Source organism: Thalassobellus sediminis (assembly GCF_044386045.1).
GTDB classification, from domain to species: Bacteria; Bacteroidota; Bacteroidia; order Flavobacteriales; family Flavobacteriaceae; genus Thalassobellus; species Thalassobellus sediminis.
This window is the reverse complement of sequence record NZ_JBISCD010000037.1, coordinates 44,968-68,770: the sequence shown is the minus strand read 5'-3', so window position 1 is coordinate 68,770 and position 23,803 is coordinate 44,968. Positions and strand designations below refer to the sequence as shown.

General features: G+C 29.2%; 16 protein-coding genes. All 16 read left to right on the top strand.

The genetic code is table 11. The annotated features are described in order from the left end of the window. The first annotated feature begins 172 nt into the window (after positions 1-172). Positions 173-2,965: an endo-acting ulvan lysase-like protein gene (locus ACH5TW_RS02305; protein WP_439334863.1), complete on the top strand. Its 2,793-nt coding sequence runs from the start codon at positions 173-175 to the stop codon at positions 2,963-2,965. 2 nt (positions 2,966-2,967) lie between these two features. Further along, positions 2,968-4,383 carry a glycosyl hydrolase family 28 protein gene (locus ACH5TW_RS02300; protein WP_439334862.1) on the top strand — a complete coding sequence of 472 codons (1,416 nt, stop codon included), beginning with the start codon at positions 2,968-2,970 and terminating at the stop codon, positions 4,381-4,383. Between the two features lie 40 nt (positions 4,384-4,423). Next, positions 4,424-5,587 (top strand): BT3233 family polysaccharide utilization protein, encoded by a 1,164-nt coding sequence (locus tag ACH5TW_RS02295; protein WP_439334861.1) that lies wholly within the window; start codon positions 4,424-4,426, stop codon positions 5,585-5,587. Between the two features lie 25 nt (positions 5,588-5,612). Then, the gene (locus ACH5TW_RS02290; RefSeq protein WP_439334860.1) at positions 5,613-7,229 is read left to right on the top strand and encodes a glycoside hydrolase family 43 protein; all 1,617 of its coding nucleotides are present in this window, start codon (positions 5,613-5,615) and stop codon (positions 7,227-7,229) included. Positions 7,230-7,608: 379 nt separating this feature from the next. Next, entirely contained in the window at positions 7,609-8,835 is a 1,227-nt protein-coding gene (locus ACH5TW_RS02285; protein ID WP_439334859.1) for a glycoside hydrolase family 88 protein, read from the top strand. A gap of 13 nt (positions 8,836-8,848) precedes the next feature. Beyond that, complete coding sequence (locus ACH5TW_RS02280; protein ID WP_439334858.1) at positions 8,849-10,171, top strand: sugar porter family MFS transporter; 1,323 nt, start codon at positions 8,849-8,851, stop codon at positions 10,169-10,171. A gap of 353 nt (positions 10,172-10,524) precedes the next feature. Beyond that, positions 10,525-11,826, top strand: a complete 1,302-nt coding sequence (locus ACH5TW_RS02275) for a site-specific integrase (protein WP_439334857.1) — start codon at positions 10,525-10,527, stop codon at positions 11,824-11,826. A 39-nt stretch (positions 11,827-11,865) separates the two neighbouring features. Further along, a complete protein-coding gene (locus ACH5TW_RS02270; RefSeq protein ID WP_439334856.1) occupies positions 11,866-13,560 on the top strand; it encodes a hypothetical protein in 1,695 nt (564 codons plus the stop codon). Between the two features lie 66 nt (positions 13,561-13,626). After that, positions 13,627-13,923: a helix-turn-helix domain-containing protein gene (locus ACH5TW_RS02265; RefSeq protein WP_439334855.1), complete on the top strand. Its 297-nt coding sequence runs from the start codon at positions 13,627-13,629 to the stop codon at positions 13,921-13,923. 1 nt (position 13,924) lies between these two features. Then, positions 13,925-14,212, top strand: a complete 288-nt coding sequence (locus tag ACH5TW_RS02260; RefSeq protein ID WP_439334854.1) for a helix-turn-helix domain-containing protein — start codon at positions 13,925-13,927, stop codon at positions 14,210-14,212. A 29-nt stretch (positions 14,213-14,241) separates the two neighbouring features. Then, complete coding sequence (locus ACH5TW_RS02255; RefSeq protein WP_439334853.1) at positions 14,242-14,964, top strand: hypothetical protein; 723 nt, start codon at positions 14,242-14,244, stop codon at positions 14,962-14,964. A 172-nt stretch (positions 14,965-15,136) separates the two neighbouring features. Further along, on the top strand, positions 15,137-17,845 hold the full coding sequence (locus ACH5TW_RS02250) for a class I SAM-dependent DNA methyltransferase (RefSeq protein WP_439334852.1): 2,709 nt from the start codon (positions 15,137-15,139) through the stop codon (positions 17,843-17,845). A 3-nt stretch (positions 17,846-17,848) separates the two neighbouring features. Continuing rightward, positions 17,849-19,786, top strand: a complete 1,938-nt coding sequence (locus ACH5TW_RS02245; RefSeq protein WP_439334851.1) for a DEAD/DEAH box helicase — start codon at positions 17,849-17,851, stop codon at positions 19,784-19,786. Next, positions 19,779-20,987 carry a GIY-YIG nuclease family protein gene (locus ACH5TW_RS02240; protein ID WP_439334850.1) on the top strand — a complete coding sequence of 403 codons (1,209 nt, stop codon included), beginning with the start codon at positions 19,779-19,781 and terminating at the stop codon, positions 20,985-20,987. Before ACH5TW_RS02245 ends, ACH5TW_RS02240 begins: the two co-directional genes overlap by 8 nt. A gap of 1 nt (position 20,988) precedes the next feature. Then, on the top strand, positions 20,989-22,206 hold the full coding sequence (locus ACH5TW_RS02235; protein ID WP_439334849.1) for a putative phage abortive infection protein: 1,218 nt from the start codon (positions 20,989-20,991) through the stop codon (positions 22,204-22,206). A 5-nt stretch (positions 22,207-22,211) separates the two neighbouring features. After that, the gene (locus ACH5TW_RS02230; RefSeq protein ID WP_439334848.1) at positions 22,212-23,000 is read left to right on the top strand and encodes a hypothetical protein; all 789 of its coding nucleotides are present in this window, start codon (positions 22,212-22,214) and stop codon (positions 22,998-23,000) included. Positions 23,001-23,803: the final 803 nt, after the last annotated feature.

Sequence of the window (23,803 nt, the reverse complement as noted above, 5' to 3'; positions counted from 1 at the left end):
TAGTTTGAGTTAGTTTTTTTGTAAGTTCTAGAGTAGTTTGCTAGAGTTTACTTTTCAAACAAAATGTTAGTATAATATTATTTTGTTTGAGTTTTTGTTTAGAATTAATAGCAGTTGTTAGTAGTTTTTACTAGCAGCTGTTATTTTTAATGTAAAAATGAATTTTATAATAATGAAAAGACTTATTGTTTTAATTGGATTATTGATATTAATAATTAATATAGATTCTAATGCTCAAGAATTACCAGTTCCTGAAAGTATGGGAGAATTGCATCCTCGTGTTTTTGGACAAAATATGGAGTTAGATGATGTTAAAAAACTTGTCGAAAATAAAAAATGGGCTTATCAGATTATTAATAAAACAAAAAATAGGTTAGAAAAATATATCAATTTAATTGAAAAAGATTCAACATGGTTGGTTTCAAGGTTGCAAATGTATTGGAACACGAAATCAACACAAGTATATATTAACGGCGGGAAATACGATCATGCCGAAGGAAAAGCGCCTGTGCCTACAGTTAAATTTATTGGAGGTAGAGGTACACCTTCAGATTATAAAAGACCCAAGTTAGAAGATGTAAAGCCTTATATGGATGATCCAAGAGGATTATACCTTCATAACAAGACTACTAATACATGGGAATGGGCTGCTATACCTTCGACAAGTGGGATTACAGCTTCTATTAACCGAGAAATTTTAAGTATTGCAAGAGATGCTGCTTTTTTATATTGGTATCAAGGTGATAAAAAATATGCAGATTTAGCATATAATGTATTAAACACCTATTTAAAAGGAGTGTATTATTTAAATGAACCTATTGATTTAAGTCACGGCCACCATCAAACATTAGTAAGTTATACGCAATTTGAAGTCATACAAGAACATGTTTTGAATGAAGTGACACAGTGCTATGATTTTTTGCATAAATATATCAAAACGAGTCACCCTAATGGTTTGAAAATTTTCGCTGCTACACTTCAAAAATGGGCAGATTTAATAATTAAAAACGGGGTAAGTTTTAACAATTGGAACTTATTACAAGCTGCTCATATTTCAAATATTGCATTAGTATTAGAAAATAATGACTACTATGAAAATGGTAAGGGTGGACCTTACTATTTAAATCTGGTTATGAATAAAACTTCTACGAGACAGTGGTCAATGAAAAAAATGATGGATTATGGTTATGATTATAACACTGGTGTTTGGAATGAAAGCCCTGGCTATTCAATGAATGTTTTAAATGATTTTATTCATTTTGCTGAATTTTATGACCGTAACTTTAATATCGATTTAATTAAAGAAATGCCTGTTTTAAAACAATCGGTAATAACGGCTCCAGAGTACTTATATCCTAATAAATTTAAAGTAGCTTTTGGAGATGGGCATTATAAGCATCTTAGATCAGAACCTATAAAGTATTTAATAGAAAATGCTCAAAAGTATAACAAGCAAGAAGACGAGATTTACTTTACTAAAATGCTTAAAACAATTTATGATGAGCATGAATATGAAAGCGATTTTGTAGGCAGAAAAATTTCAGATTTATTTTCACATGAGGGTTTAAAATTAGATAAAGATATTGAAATTGGTAAATTAACAGATTTTACATCTCCTTTATTTTATGCTCCTAATACAAGTTGGTTAGTACAACGTCAAGGAAATATAGAAAATGATGCCTTAATGATTAGTCAAATAGGTTCTTTAGGTAATCATATGCATTCTAATGGTATAGCCATGGAGTTATATGGAAAAGGATTGCCATTAGCTCCAGAAATGGGACATGGTTCAAGTTATTTTTCTATTGAATATGCTGAATATTACACACAGTTTCCCGCTCATAACACAGTTATTGTAAATGGAAAATCGAAATATCCTGAAATGAAAAGCAATCATGCTTTTAAAGTGTTAGGAATGTATCCTAAGAGTAAAAATAAAGAAGGAAATCTTAATGGATACACTTTTTCTGATGTTGTTTTTTTAGAACCAGAAACCCATAGTGATCAACGTAGAGTATTGGGAATTATTAAGAACAAAGAAGGTGGGTTTTATATTGATATATTCCGTTCTAAACAAAAAGAAAATAAAGATGTTAAACATGAATATTTCTTCCATAATTTAGGACATAAATTAAGTTTAACCAATGCTAATAATGAACCTTTTAAATTAAAACCAACATCCTCTTTGGCTTTTGGAGATGGCGATTTAATGGCGTATGATTATATGTGGAATAAAGAATCAGTCAAAACCAATGCCGATTTTAAAGGACAATTTTCATTAAAAATGGAAAATCGTACTGTAAATATGAATTTATGGTTTAAAGGTGAGGAAAACCGAGAAGTATTTTCTGTAATGTCTCCAAAATCTACAGCTTTTCGTCACGGTCCACTTCCAAAAGAAATGAATAATAATCCAATTCCAACATTGGTAGTAAAACAAAATGGAGAAGCTTGGTCTCGTCCTTTTGTAGCCATTTATGAGCCAGCTGAAAATGGAGATACAGCTATAAAAACTGTTGATTATTTTGGAAATAAAGAGAACGTAGGAATTCATGTTATAGAAAAAACTGGTAAAGAAAATTTTGTATTTTCTAATACAGATACTAATGATATATTGGCAACAAAACAACTATTTGTAAAAGGAACTTATGCCGTTATTAGCCGTCAAAACAAGGGTTTTACTTTGTTTTTAGGAAAAGGAAAATCAATTTCTAATGCCACATATACACTTGAAGTTAAAGGTAATCCAGCTTCAGCTTCCTTAAAAAAGGAAAATAACCAATGGTTTCTTTCTACTGAAGGTGTAACAGATTTAAAAGTTAAAGTATCGAATAAAATTAAAAAAGCATTGTTAACAGATGCTTCAGGTAAAGAATATATTGGTAAGTACGATAGAAAATCTAAATCGGTAGTTTTTAATCTTCCTGTACTTTCTTATCAAGCTATTAAAATGGTTATAAACTAAAAATGAGGATAGTTAAAATAAATAAACTAGTAGGAATTATTTTTGTATTTATATGCTACCAAATTTCAGCACAAGAAAACCTCATTATTTATGAAGTTCCTGGAGGCTATAAGTATTCAGCTCATAACGATGATTTTACTGTTCAAGTTAGAGAAGTAAACGGAGAATGGAAAGACCTTTTTGAATATAATGTAGAAGTAGATTTAGATACAAAATCTAAAGCTTCTATGGTTCATTTCGATTTTAATAAAAAAGTAGAAATAAAGGTTAGAAAGAACAATGGATTGATAAATAAGGCTGAGATAAGACCAAAATCATCTGGAGTTATTCCTATTGTGAATGGAAATGAAATCACATTTATGTTGGATAAACCAACAAACATTTCCTTAGAACTTAACAGCGATAAATTGCAAAACTTACATGTTTTTGCTAACTCAATAGAAAAAAACAGACCAGATCCTAAAGATCCAAATGTTATTTATTTTGGACCAGGAATACATAAACCCAAAGATCAACCAGGAGATGTATATCATATTCCATCAGGAAAAACGGTTTATGTGCATGGAGGTGCCATTATAAAAGCAAAGTTTTTAGTTAATAAAGCTCAAGATGTAAAAATTATAGGCAGAGGTATTGTAATGCAACCAGAAAGAGGGGTTGAAATAAGGCATTCTAAAAATATAGAGGTAGATGGTTTAATTTTTATAAATCCTAAACATTATACTATATATGGTGGTGAAACAAAAGGATTAATAATTAAAAACATAAAATCATTTAGCAATCAAGGATGGAGTGATGGTATTGATTTAATGTCTTGTTCTAATGTAGAAATTGATAATGTGTTTATGAGGAATTCAGATGATTGCATTGCTATTTACGGCCATCGTTGGGATTTTTACGGAGATGCTAGAAATTACGAAATTAAAAATTCAATTCTTTGGGCAGATATAGCACACCCAATAAATATAGGTATTCATGGAAATGCAGAAAAGGAAGGTGAAATTATTGAAAACATGCATTTCTATAATATTGATATTTTAGAGCATGATGAAGATGATCGTAATTATCAAGGCTGTATGAGTATTGTAGCTACAGACAAAAATTTGGTAAGAAATGTAACCTTTGAAGAGATTAGAATTGAGTCAATTCAAGAAGGTCAGCTTTTTAATTTAAGGGTTTTATATAATGATAAATACAGTGCTGCTCCAGGTAAAGGAATTCAAAATATAATCTTTAAAAACATTAGTTATACAGGAGGTAGTATCAATTCATCTATTATCCAAGGATATGATGCAACCAGAATGATTGATGGTGTTTCTTTTGAAAACATTAGTTTAAATGAAGAAAATCTTAAAGATTTTTCATCTGAAAATATTATGGTTGGAGACTTTGTTGAAAATATAAAAATTATAAAATAAAATGATTAAAAATATGTCTTTTAAAATATCAGTATTCTTAATGATAATGATACTTTTTTCATGTAAAAACCAATTAACAAAACAAGAAGTGATTGTTAAAGTAGAAAACAATTTAGATTTTTTTAGAAAAGAAGTTGTTGGTCTAGATGCTAAAAATCTTTCAGTATTGTTAAAAAACACTGCTAAAGAAAACCTTAAAGTAAAAAAGCAAGAAACTCAAGAGTATGTAACTACGCAGTGGATAGATAACAATCAAGATGGTGTAATGGATCAATTACTTTTTCAAGCAGAAACAACAGCAAATTCCTCTGTAGAATATGTGGTTGTTGTTGATAGTTTGCAAAACCCTAAAGAAACAAAAGCAATTACCTTTTCTAGATTGGTTCCAGAAAGAACAGATGATTATACTTGGGAAAACGACAAAGTAGCTTTTAGAACATATGGACCTGAAGCACAGCGAAGAATTGAACAGAATGAATATGGAGGAACATTATCTAGTGGTATAGACCTTTGGTTAAAACGCGTAGATTATTCTATTATTGATAAATGGTATTCAAAAAATCTAGAATCAGAAGGGTATTATCATATTGATCATGGTGAAGGTTATGATCCTTATCATGTAGGGAAAAGTAGAGGAGCTGGAGGTACTGGTATTTGGGAAAACGATAGTTTATATGTTTCTAAAAATTTTGTTTCTTATAGAACCATAGCAACAGGACCTTTAAGAACAGTTTTTGAATTAAACTATGCATCATGGAGTGATTATAACGTAAAAGAAACCAAAAGAATTTCCTTAGACTTAGGTAGTAATTTTTCGAAATTTAATATCAAATTAAATTCAGAAAATGAAGTTCCAAATTATACCATTGGAATAGCAAAACATGAAGGTAAAGGAGATGTTAAACTTAATAACCAAAAAGGGTTGTTTATGCATTGGGAACCTATTAATGATGCTTTTGTAGGTGAAGGCATAATTATAGATGCTGCATTGGTAAAGGAATCAATAAATCATAATTCAAATACACCCGATCAAAGCCAGGTATTAATTATTACACACCCTAAAGGTAATACACTTAGTTATTATGCAGGTTTTGCTTGGACAAAAAGTGGTCAGGTTGCTAATGTTAATGATTGGTATCATATGTTAGAAAGACAAAAAGAAATTGTAAAATCTCCATTGGTTTTGTCTGTTATAAATAATTAAGTAAATAATGACAACAAAAAATAAAATGATAATAAGGAAAGTTTTTTTTCTGCTTTTAGTAATATCAATACAGTCTATTGTTGCTCAACAGTATGTCTCTAAAGTATGGCAGTCAGATAATGAAAACGGAACATATACAAATCCTGTATTATATGCAGATTACTCAGACCCAGATGTAATTAGAGTAGGGGATAATTTTTATATGACTGTGAGTAGTTTTAATTGTACTCCTGGTTTACCAATATTACATTCTAAAGATTTGGTAAATTGGAAAATTGTAAGTTATGCTTTAGAAAAGCTAATTCCAGAAGAAGTTTTTGATGTTCCTCAGCATAGTAAAGGTGTTTGGGCGCCTTCCTTAAGGTATCATAACAACGAGTTTTATATTTATTGGGGCGATCCAGATTTTGGTGTATACATGATTAAAACAAGTGATATCTATGGAAAGTGGTCAAAACCTATATTAGTTTTAGAAGGAAAAGGTATTATAGACCCTTGTCCTTTATGGGATGGAGAAAACACCTATTTAATACATGCTTGGGCAGGAAGTCGTGCAGGAATTAATAGCATGTTAACCATGCGAACTATGAATAACGAAGGAACAAAAGTTTTAGATGAAGGAAGAAACGTGTTTGATGGCCATGAAAATAATCATACAGTAGAAGGACCAAAATTATATAAAAAAGATGACTACTATTATATTTTAGCACCAGCAGGAGGTGTAGAAACTGGATGGCAGTTAGCATTGCGATCTAAAAATATTTATGGTCCTTACGAAGAAAAAATTGTATTAGAGCAAGGAAGTACAACTATTAATGGACCACATCAAGGCGCTTGGGTAATTTCTCCCGATGGAGCATCTTGGTTTGTTCATTTTCAAGATCAGGCTGTTTATGGAAGAGTACTTTGGTTAACTCCAATATCGTGGGAAAATAATTGGCCGAATATGGGAAAAGATATAGATGAAAATGGGGTAGGAGAACCTATAATTACATATAAAAAGCCAGTTCAAGCTATGGCTATATCTTCTCCACAAGAAAGTGATGAGTTTAAAAACGGTAAACCAGGTTTACAATGGCAATGGTATGCTAATTCTTCTGTAAAATGGAGTGCTCAAATACCAGGAAGTAACTATTTAAGATTGTTTACTATTAGTAAAAAAGAAGAACCTAACCTTTGGAATGTTCCAAGTTTATTGTTGCAAAAATTACCTGCTCCAAATTTTAAAGCAACAACTAAAGTTACATTAAATACAGAATGGAATACACCGGGTAAAAGAGCAGGATTGTTGATGATGGGACAGTCTTATGCATATGTCGGAATTGCATATCATGATGAGAAATATTGGGTTCAACAAGTAGTATGTAGAGATGCTATTAATGGTATAGAAGAAAAAGTAGTTTCAGAAAAAGAATTAAAATCAAATACTGTTTATTTAAGAATGGAAGTATCTGCTCCTGATGCAACATGTTTATTTTATTATAGTGAAAAAGGTGAAAAGTTTAATAAAATTGGAACTAGCTTTATTGCAGAAAAAGATCTTTGGATAAGTGCTAAAGTGGGATTTTTCGCTATAAGTGAAAAAAATGTGAGAATGGGTGGTTATGCAGATTTTGATTGGTATAGAGTAGACAAATTATAAAACCTTAATAGTTTTGTATTGCTAAAAAATAATTTGGTGATATTATAAAAGTAAAAGCGCATATTTATTTAATATGTGCTTTTTTTTATGGAAAAATAAAACTTGCAAATTTTATAGAATGTAAGTTTTATAAAAAACATCTAATTATTAAGATTAATGATTAATAAAGGTTGTCTTCTAAATAGCTGTTTTTCAGGTTGTAATTATTTTTTAAGGGAGTTATACCTATAATTTATATGGTTTGAATCATAATTTATGTGCTTGTGGATTTATTCTTAATAATATTGACACTATCAAATATACTTGTAAGGTAATAGTTATAAATACAATTTTTACCAACATAAAAATTAATAAAAATTTGATGAAACTGAAGTGCAATATGAATATTAAATTAAAATTTTTAGGTGTAATTTTTTTAGCAATTTTTATATCTGGGTGTAATACGTCTAAATCGCAAACAAATAATTTTAATGTAGATAAACAATTAGAATATTGTGTTGATCAATCTTCTAAAGCATTAAAATTAATTTCTTCAGAAGGTAATATTCCAAGAAATATCGCTCCCAATTCTAAAGACTGGAGATATGTAGATTATAAAGATTGGACTAGTGGATTTTGGTCTGGTGAACTTTGGTATTTATATGAATTTACAGAAAGCAAAAAGTTAAAAAAAGAGGCTGATAAATTTACAATGTATTTAAAGCCTTTGTCAGTAACACCGGCATTAGATCATGATTTAGGCTTTCAAGTATTTAATAGTTATGGTAATGGTTATAGGTTAACTCATAACGAAGCATATAAAGATGTAATTCTTAACACAGCAGATACGCTTGCAACTCTTTTTAATCCTAATGTAGGGACCATTTTATCTTGGCCTAGAGAAGTCCCTAATATGGAGTGGCCACAACATAATACAATTATGGATAATATGATTAACCTAGAACTCTTGTTTTGGGCTTCTAAAAATGGTGGTAATAAATCATTATATAATATGGCAGTAAGTCATGCTAATGTTACCATGGAAAATCATTTTAGACCAGATTACTCATCCTACCATGTTGTTGTTTACGATAAAGACACAGGAAAAAAAATAAAAGGTGTTACACATCAAGGATATAGTGATGATAGTATGTGGGCAAGAGGTCAAGCTTGGGCCATTTATGGATATACAATGGTATATAGAGAAACAAAGGATCTAAAGTTTTTAGATTTTACTCATAAGGCAACTAAGGTATATTTAGAAAATTTACCAAACGATTTAATTCCTTATTGGGATTTCAATTCACCTAATATTCCAAACACAGAAAGAGATGCTTCTGCAGCAACAATTGTTGCTTCTGCTTTGTTAGAGTTGTCAACGTTTACAAAAGATAAAGAACTATCAGAAGAATATTTTCAAAAAGCTGAAAAAATGTTGATGGAACTTTCTGAAAATTATCAAAGTAAAAATGTAAACTCATCTTGTTTATTGCACTCAACAGGTCATAAACCTGCAGGGTCTGAAATAGATTATTCAATTATATATGCTGATTATTACTATGTAGAAGCTTTATTAAGGTATAAAAAAATAATAGAGGGTAAGCCATTATTAACACCATTAAAATAAAAAGAAGTAGATTATGAATAATAAAAAAATACTAATCTGGTCTATAACAGCAGCATTAGCTGGTTTTTTATTTGGATTTGATACCGTTGTTATATCTGGTGCCGAAAAAAAGTTACAACTACTTTGGGGATCTAGCGATGCTTTTCATGGTATAGTAGTTATAGGCATGGCGCTCTGGGGAACAGTAATAGGAGCCTTTTTTGGGGGTATTCCTGCAAATAAACTAGGAAGAAGAAATACTTTAATTTGGATTGGTGTTTTTTATACCGTTTCCGCTATAGGTTCTTGTGTTGCCAATGATGCTATTACTTTTGCAATATTTAGATTTATAGGAGGTTTAGGAGTTGGTGCCTCTACTATAGCTGCTCCAGCTTATATCTCAGAAATTGCTCCAGCAAAAGACAGAGGGAAGTTAGTTGGTTTGTATCAGTTTAATATTGTTTTTGGAATTCTAATAGCTTTTGGATCTAATTATTTGTTTAACGGAATAGGTGATAATGATTGGCGTTGGATGGTAGGGATAGAAACAATTCCTGCGTTAATATATGTGTTATTGTCATTTACATTACCAAAAAGTCCTAGATGGTTATTAACAAAATTGAAGGTAGTAGAAGCAAAACAGGTTTTAGAAAAAATTAATCCTAATGAGGATTCAGATAAGTTAATTGCTCAAATTAAAGTAGAGATGGATAATACTGTTCTAAATGAGAATATATTTATAAAAAAATATAGGTTTCCAATAATTTTAGCATTTTTAATTGCATTTTTCAATCAATTGTCAGGTATAAATGCATTATTGTATTATGCTCCAAGAATTTTAGCAGAAGCAGGTTTAGAAGAAAGCTCTGCGCTTTTAAGTAGTATAGGTGTTGGAGTTGTTAATATGATTTTTACTCTAATAGGAATAAATCTTATTGATAAATTAGGAAGAAAACAGCTAATGTATATAGGGTCTATTGGATATATTGTTTCCTTAACATTAGTTTCCATGGCATTCTTCTTTAATTGGGAAGGTAATTATATGCCTATATTTTTGTTTTTATTTGTTGCTGCACATGCCATTGGTCAAGGGACTGTAATATGGGTGTTTATTTCAGAAATATTTCCAAACCATTTAAGGGGTGCAGGCCAATCATTTGGTAGTTCGGTACATTGGGTTTTAGCTGCTATAGTACCTTCTTTTGTTCCTGTTTTATTTTCTACAATTGGTGCAGGATGGGTCTTTGCCTTTTTTGCATTCATGATGATTTTACAATTATTGTTTGTAATAATTTTAATGCCTGAAACCAAAAGAAAAACTCTAGAAGAATTGCAAAGAGTTGTTTTAAAAGACTAGTTTTTAGTTTTTTATATTATTTTTTCTGTTAATAGAAAATGTATAGTTTTCAGAATACTATAAATATTGTAATACACAATATAGAAATACAAAACATTTAACAATCTTATAAAAATAAAAACCCATAACTTTCGCTATGGGTTTTTTCGCGGAGAAAGAGGAACCCACCAACCCTTTTTCTATATATTACATACTTATCTAAAACCTTTGTAATCCCTTGTTAATAAAGGTTTTTACTGTTTTTATAATTAAAATTTAATTAAGTGAATAATGTATAAATATAGTAATTGTGGGGATAATGTGGGGATAATTTTGTATCTTTATATTGCTCACTTTTAAAATGTTATCACATTATGGCTACTATTAATTACCTTGTAAAAGGTACAAAAGGATATTCTAATGTCCTATTACGTTTTAAAAACGGAAGAAAATTTGATTATACAGCTTCAACAGATTTAAAAGTTTTGCCAAATCATTGGAGTTCTGCAAAGCAAAAAGTAAAAAACTCTAATGATGCAGCTTACAAAGATGAAGTAAACCAACATCTATTTGAACTCGAAAACTTTATAATTACAGAATTTAATTCAGATAATTCTAAAGGTGTTTATATTGATAGAGATTGGCTTCAAACTAAAATAGCTAATCATTTTAACAGACCTGTAAATGATGATGCGATTGATCAGGTATTTTTCCTCCCATTTGTAGAAAGGTTTATTGAGTTAGCACCATCAAGAATTATTAAGGGTAAAAATAAGCCAGTAAGTTCTGGAACTATTACAAAATATACAACTACTAAGAATAAAATAATCGAATATGAAAAGAAGTTCAAAACAAAACTAAAATTCACAGATTTAAATCTAACCTTTTATGATAGGTTTGTAAACTATTTAACCCAAGACCAGAAGATTAATTTAGGTACAGTAGGTAATTATATAGGTACTATTAAAACAATGGCCAGAGATGCAAAGCTTCAAGGCTTACCGGTTCATGAGCATATTAATCATCCTAAATTCTTTGCTCCTAAAGTAAAAGCCGATAGCATCTATTTAAGAGATGAACAAATAAATAAAATATACAATCACGATTATAAAGGTGTAGAGCGATTAGAGAACGCAAGAGACTTGTTTATAATTGGTTTAAGAACAGGATTAAGAATATCAGATTTTTTAAGATTAAAAGCTACTAATATAAAAGAAGGTTTTATTGAGATAGAAACTCAAAAAACTGGTCAAAACGTTGTTATTCCAATGCATCCACAAGTAAAAAAAATTCTAGAAAAGCATAATGGATTTCCTAGAAAAATTTCAGACCAAAAATTTAATTTACATATAAAAGATGTGTGTGAGGAAGCAGGTTTTACTCAACAAATAGAAGGGAGTATGATTAACCCTAAAACCAAAAGAAAAGAAAAAGGTACTTATGCTATGCATAAGCTAGTAACATCCCATATATGTCGCAGAAGTTTCGCTTCTAACTTATATGGTAAACTGCCTAATATGGTTATTATGGCTATTACAGGTCATCAAACAGAAGTACAATTCTTAAAATACATAAAAATCACACCAAAAGAGAACGCGAAAACACTTCAAGATTATTGGTTAAAGCAGAATAAAGAAAATAATATTGAAAAAGTTAATATGAAAGTAGCAAAGTAAGATAAGGTTTAATAAATTTAAATCTTTTTAACTTTTTCTATGAGTAAAGAATTTTATGGTTTTGATAAGTTTTGTGAACTTTTAAATGATAGTAACATTTTAAAGAGACATTCTGTAGCTGGAATTATTAAAATGCTTCAGTTGTGTATTTCTGAAATTAAATCTGATGTTTTACTAAAATTAAGTAATGAAGGGCAAAATGATTATTATTTAGGATATTTAATACACGAAATTGATAAACAGGACTATTTAAAAGATTTTGGGATTGAAAAAATTCAGCATGTTTTAGATAATCTAAATGTAACTGTTGATGATTTAATAAATACAACTTACCCTTATGAACTAAATGATGTCATTGATGTTAAACTATCTTGGGAAGAATACTATGAGAATTTTGATTATTTAAGAAGTATTCAAGAAAATTTACTTCTATATTTTTTAAATTTTTATGCTAATGAATTAAAAGTGTTTTTGGAATCTTTAAAATCTACTAATAACCAGAAAGAGTTACAAGTAGTAAATGATTCTAAAAAAAAGGAGCAAGAAACAAAGAATGTTTTTGGAAGTATTTCATTCAAATTTGAAAAAGTCAAAACCGCTGATGACTTTTATCAAATGCATAAGGAAACCCCTTTTTTCAAAGAACCTTTAGCAAAAAACTCAAATTTTTTAAAAGAGCTTTTTGAATTTTTATCTGATGAAAACAGACCAGTTAAAACAACTTATGAAATTTTTGACAAGAAGCTAAACTTATATCTTATAAACGGATACTCATTATTTTATATGAGATTTCCTAATGCCGAAAGTGTTGTAATATATCCAGCTTCTTTAAAAATGAAATATTTAGAAGATTTAAAAAAGAGGAAAAGAAATTTGAGAATTTATAATTTAGAAGAACTAAATAAGATTATTAAACAGACTTATGAATTAAGGGATTTGTACACAGAAAAGTTTTCAGAATTTTTTAATTATGATGAAAAAATAAAAAAGAACGCCGATATTTATTCTGCAATATTATTACAAGCTGTAAGAGAGTTGTTAAAAACAGCAATTCCATATTTTAAAGATTATACTCCAGATCAAATTTTAGGATTTAATGATAATAGATTAAATATTGCTAAAAGCGAAATTAAATATAGTTTTCAAACCTTTCATAATCTTATTAGGCACATTGGGCTCAATCATACACCTTATTTAGAACATAAAGCAGTTGAGTTTATTTCAGGTCAAATAAATATTGTTAATAAAAATATTTTTGAATTTTCATATTTATATGAAGTTTTAGAAAGTGAATCTAATAAAATATATAATGATAAGGTTTATGAAAAAATCATTGAAAAAAATAAGCTATTAGAAACACATAAGTATTATGAAAGTGGCAATGAAGAATCTAAAAAAAGTACACCAAAGTTTAGAAATGATATTTTTATAAGTGTAGAATCTCAAAACTGGTTTAATGATGCACTTCAAGAATTAGCAGCAATTGATAATAAGAATAAGCCTGAAAGAAGTTTTCAAGCTATTAGTAATGCAATCTTCAGAGATGAAAATTGTAAGTCTTTAATTTTCAAAAATAGATTATCATTAAAAAAGTACATTCAGTTTTTAAATGATGAATATAAAGCAGAAATCAAGAATGAAACTAATTTGTCCAATCACCAGAATTATATTGAAGATGTTAAGGACTTAATCAAAATTTCCCAAAACAATTTATCAACGAATAAATCCGAATAAATCCGAATTTTCAACGAATAAGCTTTGTACTTATTTAGCATCGTAGAACAATAAAACGTATCCACGATGCAAGAAAGTAAAATGACACAAGTATTCGGTATCACACCTACCGAATTAAAAGAAGACATCATCAATGATGTTAGAGCAGAATTAAATGTAATTGCTCAAAATTTCCAACCTATTAAACCTCCTGAATATCTTACCAGACAAGAAGTAGCTGTTATTCTAAAAGTATCTTTAGTAACGCTAACAGATTGGAATAAAAAAGGCATTTTAAAGCCTTATAGATTAGGAAATTTAATTAGATATAAACAAGCTGAATTAGAAGAAGCATTAATTAGTATTAATTCTAAGAACAGATAATATGAGCAATTTTAAGCACCCATTTAACGACTCTTTAAAAAAGATATTAGATAGATTAGAATATTTGATTAAACAAAATACATTTAAAAATAAGCTAGATCCAAATTATGTATTGTTAGATAATTCAGAGATTTTACAATTATTTAAAATTTCACCTAAAACAGCTGTAAATTGGAGGGAAGAGCAAATATTACCCTTTTGTCAAATTAAAGGTAAGATTTACTATAAGTTATCAGATATACACAAAGTAATAGATGAAAATTACATTTCTAGTAAAAAAAAATTGTAAAAACACCTAAGGTTAATATTCCGTTGCAAATGTGCAATTGGGTAACAATTAATAATAAAGAAAATCCATTCAGACTTTATTTGTATTTAAAGCTAAGTTATCCATCTGGTAAAATTCAATGGAGTAAAACTGATATTGATTTGGCAAGAATTACTCTATGTAATACATCTAAGACAGTAAAAAGTAATTTTAAGAAAGTTCAAGATTTAGGTTGGTTGTATTATGACGATGAATTTCAGTTTTATAGACTCCATGCATTAGAAAAAATTAGAGACAAGAACAATTGGGTCTTAAGAAGAGCCTATCCTTTTACCTATAAAGATTTAACACATATAAGAGCATCTCTAGGCGCAATTATATACACTCAACTTTACAAAACATATTGCAGGAAATATTTAAAACGTAGTAGCAACGTGCTAAAAAGTAGAAGCGCCAATGAGTCTATTGCGTTTTCCTGTGATATTAAAAAATATGCAGAAGTTTCTGTGTTAAGCGTAAAAGAGTTTTACGGTCTAACAATTAATAAAGCGGTAAGACTAAAACAAGAAGCCGAAAAATATGGCTTGATTGAGGTTAAAAAACAGTACTTCAAAATAAATAAAAACCAAGTTTATGCCACAAAAAAAGGTAATGAATATAGAGGAGATAGGCAAAATGTAGTTTTTGTCAATGGGGAGTACTATTTACAGCTAATTGATAGAATTTACTCCAATTTATATTTTAAAAGAAGGAAGAAAATAGAAACATTATAAGTAGATATATATAATAGATAGTTGTTGTATTAAGACTATATATTAATGCTATAACTCTTGTTTAATAAATAGATAAATAAAGAAAGAAAGGAATTACGTTAAACCGTACAGGGAATATCAATATATATTTCTATTTTTATGAGTTCATTAAAAGAGCAATAGAAAAGACTAAATGAACGCATCCCAAATAGAAAAAAACGTAATAGCATTAGTTGAAAAATTCAATAAAGAAGAATTTGTATTCGACTTACTGAAAGCATACGGTATTTCTAAAACATCTATTACACGATTAAAGAAGGGGGATTTTAACTTATCTAAAATTGATGGTGAAGTGCTTTATAAAAGTAAATTGCTTTTTAAAGAAGTAGAACCTGGTACTTTATTAAATACTATTGACGAATTAACAAAAGATACAGATTCATTAAAACACAACCCAAGATTTGTAATTGTAACAGATTATAAAACATTATTAGCAAAAGACATAAGAACAGGTTTAGCATTAGATACACCTATTCTTGAAATACATAAACATTTCGGTTTCTTTTTACCTTGGGCAGGTCAAGAGAAGTATACTCAAAAAAACGAGAATTATGCAGATAGAAAAGCGTCATACAAAATGGCGAAGCTCTATGATATATTGGTTACAGAAAACCCAAACATATACGATGATGGTGGTCATAACTTAAATATATTCCTATCTCGTTTATTATTTTGTTTTTTTGCAGAAGACACAGATATATTTCCAATTGAGGGAATGTTTACAGATACATTAGAGCAACATACTCAAAAAGATGGTAGTGATACACATACATTTTTAGATAGGCTTTTTAAAGTCCTTAATACAAAAGATAACAGTAAAGAAGCAGCTCATTTTAAAGAGTTTCCTTATGTCAATGGTGGTTTGTTTAGAGACACAATAGTATCACCGAAGTTTACTAAAGAAGCACGAAAAATAATTATTGAGTGTGGCGATTTAGATTGGAGCGAAATCAATCCAGATATTTTCGGTTCTATGATACAGGCAGTAGTAAATCCTGCATATCGTAGTGGTTTAGGGATGCATTATACTTCTGTACCTAATATTATGAAGGTGATTGAACCTTTGTTTTTGAATGAATTAAACGAAGAATTTGAAAAGCATTTTAATGATGTAAAAAAACTAAATAAACTCATTAACAGAATTGCAAAAATTAAAATGTTTGATCCTGCTTGTGGTAGTGGTAATTTTTTAATTATTGCTTATAAACAATTAAGGCGATTAGAAATAAAGATTTTAGCAAGAATCTATGAAATTAACCATCAGCTTAATTTAGGTTTTCCAGATGTGTACACTAAAATTAAACTCTCTCAATTTTATGGTATAGAATTAGACGATTTTGCACACGAAATGGCAATTTTATCTTTATGGTTAGCAGAACACCAAATGAATAAAGAGTTTGTTAGTGAACTTCACGATTATGGTAAAGCGGAAGACATTTTACCGCTTAAAGAAGCTGGTAATATTACACAAGGTAATGCCACACGTTTAAACTGGGAAGATACTTGTCCTAAAAATGAAAATGATGAAATTTATATTTTAGGGAATCCGCCTTATTTGGGTACTCGTAATCAAGATAAAATTCAAAAAGAAGATATGGCATTTGTGTTTAGGGGTGTTAAAAATTTTAAATCCCTTGACTATATTTCTGCTTGGTTTTATAAGGCTAATCATTTTATAAATGGAATTAATTCTAAATATGCATTTGTAACAACAAATTCTATTTGCCAAGGTGATCAAGTAAATATTCTTTGGCAATTATTAATTGGTGATAGTAAAGAAATTGATTTTGCTTATCAAACATTTAATTGGACTAACAATGCAAAAGGCAATGCAGGTGTATCAGTTGTAATTATAGGTTTAAGAAATGTATCTACTGGAGCAAAATACATATGGAGTGGTAAGATTGTAAAGAAGGCTAAAAACATTAACCCTTATCTTGTTGAAGGTTCAAACATTTTTTTAAGTAGGAAGTCTGCTTCAATAGGTGGTCTACCAAAAATGATTAAAGGAAGTATCCCTGCAGATGGAGGTCATTTAATTTTAGATGAAAATGAGTTTAATGAACTCTCTAAAAATAAAAAAGTAAGACCTTTTTTAAAACCATTTATTGGTGCTCAAGAAGTTATTAAGAACTTAAAAAGATGGTGTCTGTATATTACTGTAGATTCTTTAGAGGAAATAAAAGATGAGGTTGAAATAATCAAAAGACTTAAAGGTGTTGAAGTAATGAGATTATCAAGTTCAAAAAAAACAACAGTTGCTCTTGCTAAATTCCCTTACCGTTTTGCAGAAGATAGATATTATAATAAACCCTGTTTAATTGTTCCTTGTGTAACTTCACAACGTCGTGATTATATACCAATAGACTTTATTGAAGCTGGTCCAGTTATTTATGCTTCAGCACAAGCAGTATATGAAGCAGAGGCTTGGGTTTTTGGTGTCATTAATTCGAGGATGCATATGTCTTGGGTAAGTACAGTAGCAGGAAGATTAAGAGAAGATTACAGATATTCATCTTCAATATGTTATAATACATTTCCGTTTCCAAAAATCAATCAAAAACAAAAAGAACAAATCAATCTACACGTTTTTGAAGTATTAGAAGAACGTGAAAAACATTCAGGTAAAACATTAGCACAATTATACGACCCTGATAAAATGCCTAAAGGTTTAAAAGAAGCGCATCATCAATTAGATTTAGCTATAGAGCGTTGCTATCGTTTAAAACCTTTTGAAAGTGATACAGAGCGTTTAGAATATCTTTTTAAAGAATATGAAAAGATGATAAATAAAAACACCTTATTAGAAAAACCAAAAAGAACACGTAAAAAGAAAGCCTAATATATGCCAGATATAGTATACGTAAAATACCAACAAACAGGAAAAAGTAAAAGTACCAACGAATATGGTATGAGAGAAATGCAACAAAAAGCATTTGAAGCTCGTACTGCTCAATATTTATTAATTAAAGCACCGCCAGCTTCTGGTAAATCTCGTGCCTTAATGTTTATTGGCTTAGATAAATTAATAAATCAAGATATTAAAAAGGTTATTGTAGCAGTTCCCGAAAGGTCTATTGGTAGTTCGTTTGCTAAAACAGAATTAAAGAAGTTTGGTTTTTTTGCAGATTGGGAACCTAATCCAAGATATAATTTATGTACACCTGGTATTGAAAAAAGCAAAGTAACAGCATTCTTAAACTTTTTAGAAAGTGATGAAAAAATACTAATCTGTACACACGCTACTTTACGTTTTGCATTTGATGCAATAGACGAAAAACAACTCAATGATTGTTTATTGGCAATAGATGAATTTCATCACGTATCAGTAGATGGAGATAACAAGTTAGGTATTGTACTAAGTAGTATAATGGAAAAATCTACTACACATATAGTGGCGATGACAGGTTCATTTTTTAGAGGAGATTCTGTACCTATTTTATTACCAGAAGATGAAGCAAAATTCACAAAAGTTAAGTATGATTATTACCAACAATTAAATGGTTACAATTATCTAAAATCTTTGGGGATAGGTTATCATTTTTACCAAGGTAGATATACGTCTGCTATTAATGAAGTATTAGACGAAAATAAAAAGACAATTATTCATATTCCAAGTGTAAATTCTGGTGAATCTACAAAAGATAAATATGAAGAAGTTAATAGAATTATAGATAGTTTAGGGGAATTAGATTATCAAGACCCAGATACTGGTGTTCTATATGTTAAAAGTAAAACCACAGGGAAAACATTAAAAATCGCAGATTTAGTTCACGATAATCAAAAGGATAGAGATAAAATACAAGAGTATTTACGTAAAATAAAAAGGGTAGATGATATAGATATTATTATCGCTCTAGGTATGGCGAAGGAAGGTTTTGATTGGCCATATTGCGAACACGCTTTAACAGTTGGTTATAGAGGGTCATTAACAGAAATCATTCAAATTATAGGAAGAGCAACACGTGATAGTGAAAACAAAACACACTCACAGTTTACTAATTTAATTGCTCAACCAGATGCAGAAGATGATTTGGTAAAGCTATCTGTAAATAATATGCTTAAGGCAATTACAGCGTCGCTATTAATGGAGCAAGTATTAGCACCTAATTTTAAGTTTAAACCTAAATTTCCAGAAGAAGATAACGAGGATTCAGAAGATGATGAAAACACTATAAAAATAAGAGGTTTTAAGCTTCCGAGCTCACAAAGAGCAAAAGATATTATTGAAAGTGATTTGAATGACTTGAAGGCAAAAATAATGCAAGATGACCAAATGCTTAAAGCAATGCCTGGAAATGTAGACCCAGAGGTCATTAATAAGGTGTTAATTCCAAAAATCATTAAAGAAACTTATCCAGATTTATCTGATGAAGAGGTAGAAGCAGTTCGTCAACACATAGTTGTAGATTCAGTTATAAAAAATGGAACTATAGAAGAACAAGGAGATAAGCGTTTTATTCGTATGGCAGATAGTTTTGTAAATATAGATGACATTAATATTGATTTAATAGACACTATCAATCCATTTCAAAAAGCGTTTGAAATCTTATCTAAATCAGTAACTGCATCTGTATTTAAAGCCATTCAAGAAACTATTGATGCCACAAGAATACAAATGACAGAAGAAGAAGCCATTATATTATGGCCTAAAATAAAAAATTGGATAGCAAAAACAGGAGAACAACCAAGTATACAAGCTTTTGACCCACAAGAAAGACGTTTAGCAGAAGCCATAATATTTTTAAAAGAACAAAAGCGAAAAGCAGCATCTAATGAGTAAAAAGAAAACATTAGAAGATATATTTAATGATGACGAGTTTGGGATTTTAGATTCTAAACCCCAAAACTCTAATGCTAAAACTGAAGATGAACGACTAATAGAGTCGTTCCAAGAAATTAATGCCTTTTTTGAAACGAATAATCGTGAGCCAAAAAGTAATGTAATGCCAGTTTCTGAACATAAGTTGGGAGGCAGATTAAAAGCGTTAAGAAATGATGCGAAAAAAGTAGAAATATTAAAGCTTTATGATTACCATAATCTATTAAATATCAAAGAAGAAGTTAAGTCCGTTGCAGATATTCTAAAGGATGATGATTTAGGAATATTAGATACAGATGAAACCTTATCAATATTTAAGTTAAAAAATGTACCGAGCTCAACTGAAAGAGCAGACTCTGATTTTGTAGCACAAAGAACAGCTATGAAAGACAAGGAGTTTTTACCTTATGAAGCAATGTTTAAAGACGTACATAAGCAATTACGAGAAAGAAAAATTTCATTAAAACGGTTTAGAAATCCGGAAAAAAACTTAAAAAAAGGAAACTATTATGTTTTAGATGGTGTTCTTTTATATTTAGAAGAAATTGATTTAAGTAGAACTCTCGAAGATGAACCTGTAAGTGATAAAAACAGAAAAGACGGAAGAACAAGGATAATTTTTGAGAATGGTACTTTGAGTAATATGCTTTATAGGTCAATAGGTAAACAGTTACTTGAAAATGGCCACTTAGTAACCAAAACAGAAGTCGAAACTGCTAAAGAATTATTTGATAATGTAAATTCTGTAAGTGAAGAAGATTTAGAAACAGGATGGATTTATATACTTAAATCTAAATCTACTCATAAAGAAATATCCTCGCTAAAAAATCTTTATAAAATAGGTTATTCAACTGTTCCTGTTCCTGAGCGTATTAAAAACGCATCTAAAGAACCTACCTATTTAATGGCAGAAGTTGACATTATAGCATCATATAAAACCTATAACCTAAATGCTCAAAAGTTTGAACAATTAATTCATCGCTTTTTTGCAGAGGTATGTTTAAACGTTGATATTCATGATGATAAAGGAAGAAGAATAACACCAAGAGAATGGTTTGTTGTTCCATTAACAATTATAGATAAAGTTATTCAATTGATATTGTCTGGCGATATAGTGAATTATAAGTATAATGCTGAAATTAATCAGTTAATTCAATTATGATATGCTGTTCTTAATCATTGTATTTGTGTTTTTAACATTTTTAAGTTTTGGCATCTTTTTTTATTTACTCTTAGATAAATATAACCCAAGGTGGTTATTTAAAGTTAAGTGGAATAACAATATAGTAATTATTTCATTTTTTCTTTTGTTTGTTTCATCTCTATTTTTAGCAGGTGCCAGTTTAGTTACCGATTATTTTATTGACAATGTAAATAAAATTTCTACAGATTATACAAAAGTTGGAGCTTTTGGAGATTTGGTAGGTGGCATTCTAAATCCGGCTGTAGCATTCATTGGTATAATCGCAGCATCTTTAGCTTTTTATGCACAATACCGTGCCAATGTACAAGTACAGAAACAGTTTCAAATACAACAGTTTGAGTCTCAATTTTACGAAATGCTGCGTTTACACAAAGAAAATGTGAATGAAATGAGGATTACCGGTTATGATGTGTCCATTCAAGAGTCTATTCAAGAGGTAAATAATGATAATGGAGAGCCAATTAAAAATAGAACTACTACAAAATCACAAACAATAAAATACACGGAGTCAAGAAAAGTATTTGTAACAATGCATACTGAATTGATTGCTTTGTATCAATTTTTAGAATTTTATAATGAACAATATAAGACCTCAATTGAAAAGGAAGAGCTATTAACTTATGCATATAAGCTATTCTTCTTTGGTATAAAATCTGAAATCCCATCATCTGAAGTGATTGATGACCTTTCAATGATTCGTTTTAAAAATCATTTGAACAACGTAAGAAATAGACATCGAAATAGTAATGGAAAAACCAATGTTTTTGAAAGAGCTAATGAAGATGTTTGGATGACAAATGTAGAGTTATATATTAAATATAGTCCTTTTTCTGGTCACGAATCAAGGTTAGGGCACTACTATAGACATTTATATTCTACAGTTAAGTTTGTTGTTAGTAAAGAAGGAACATTATTTGATTATAAGCAGATTAGAGAATATTTGAGAATTTTAAGATCTCAAATGTCCAATGATGAACAACTTATGTTGTATTATAATTGTATTATTGGCTTTGGTCAAGATTGGGAAATAAATGGATTTCTTACAAAGTATAGAATGATTCATAATTTGCCTGTAGATAAGGTTAAGTATGCTACTCATCCTAGAGACCATTTTAGAGAATACATAAATTCTTTAAAAAAAGAAGATGGTCCTTTATTTGAATGGGGTGATAATTAAGAGCTATGATAATAAAAACACTAAAGCATTATTCTAATATAGCTCATAATATTCTTAATTCTGAAACACAATATTTATCTAACAAAGAAATTATTTCAGTATTATTTAAGAGTAATAATACTGCAAACTTTGAAAGTGTTGTAAAAAATAGAATCACAATAATTGATAGTTATTACTCTACACAAATGAGTAAACGCTTATATGGTATTGATGAATTAGCAAATAACCTTGCTCAATATTCAGATGATACTTTAAAAACTGAAACAACTAAATTTCTCAATAACCCAAATGAGGCTTCTATAATTAATTCTTTATTTTTAAAAGAATATGGTATTAACAAGTCTGGGAAACCATTTGGAAAAGCAATCTCTTTAATATCTAAATATATCTATTTTTTAAATGATGGTAATTTCCCAATTTATGATAGTTTGGCTATAGACTCATATAAACTACTTAAAAAGAATAGCCTTATTACTATTAAAAGTACAATAAAAGAGGATAATTATTTTGGTTATTTGAAGCAACTTAATTTAGACACAAATATAAACAACTATGAAAAGTTAGATAATCTACTTTGGTTGTTAGGTAAATTATCAAAAGGTAGTTTTGCTATTTTAATGAATAAAGATAAGTATGAAAGTTTAATCAAAGATTTAAGTGTAAAATTAAAGTCTGTTAAGAGTAAACAAAAGGACAACCTAATTCGTCAACACATCAAAGAAATATATCAAACTTCAGATTTATTTACTAATAATCAAAAGACCTTTTTTGAATTTGTTTTTAGTTTGAAGTAATGAGTCCCCACAACCCAAAACCCAGTTTTTTTCGTATCTCAAAATACTCTGTCTTTTGTGTTGTTCCGCTCACCAGACAAGTTTAGCGTTTTTTTGTCTTTAAGGTAATAGCATATCACAGCTTTGGTTCGCAAAAAAACAAACCAAACTGCAATAAGCTATTCTGTTATTATTATATCATAAAACCCTAAACTCTCCCAAGCTATGTTACATAATACAAGTTATAATACTTCCCTATTATGGTTACACTATCGTGCATTTTATTATTTCGGGCGTAGTTATAACTGGTATTATGTAAAATATCCGCTTATCCAACGCTCACTTCCGAATAAACAACCACATTTTTAACAATAATTAAACAGTCGAACATTTAATGGGTAACATTAATTTAGAATAATATACGTTATCTCATTCATCTGCACAAAACCATCGTTAAGTCCAAGTTTTCCTTACCTCAAGTCTTTGTTTGTTTCATTTCGTTAACAAATATTAAAGTTCATTAATACGTAGTAACTTATTACTAAAACCGAAAGTTTTTAAATGGTACTAAACAAGAAACTTAAGTACATAAAAAAAATAAAAAAGTTAGCAAATATAAGTGCCTTGCTACAGCAAACGCTAAAAGCCCGTAAAGGTCAAGCCCTACGGGTTTTGAATAAAACTTTTTTCACAATTTTTCTTTTTCTTCATTAAACATTTTAATTCAAAAAACTTTTATCCAAAAACCTTGACAGTCTTATCCAAGGCACTTTAGAGTAGCACATCTTTTTTCTTTCTTTTCCAAAAATAATGGCTAGAAGAAT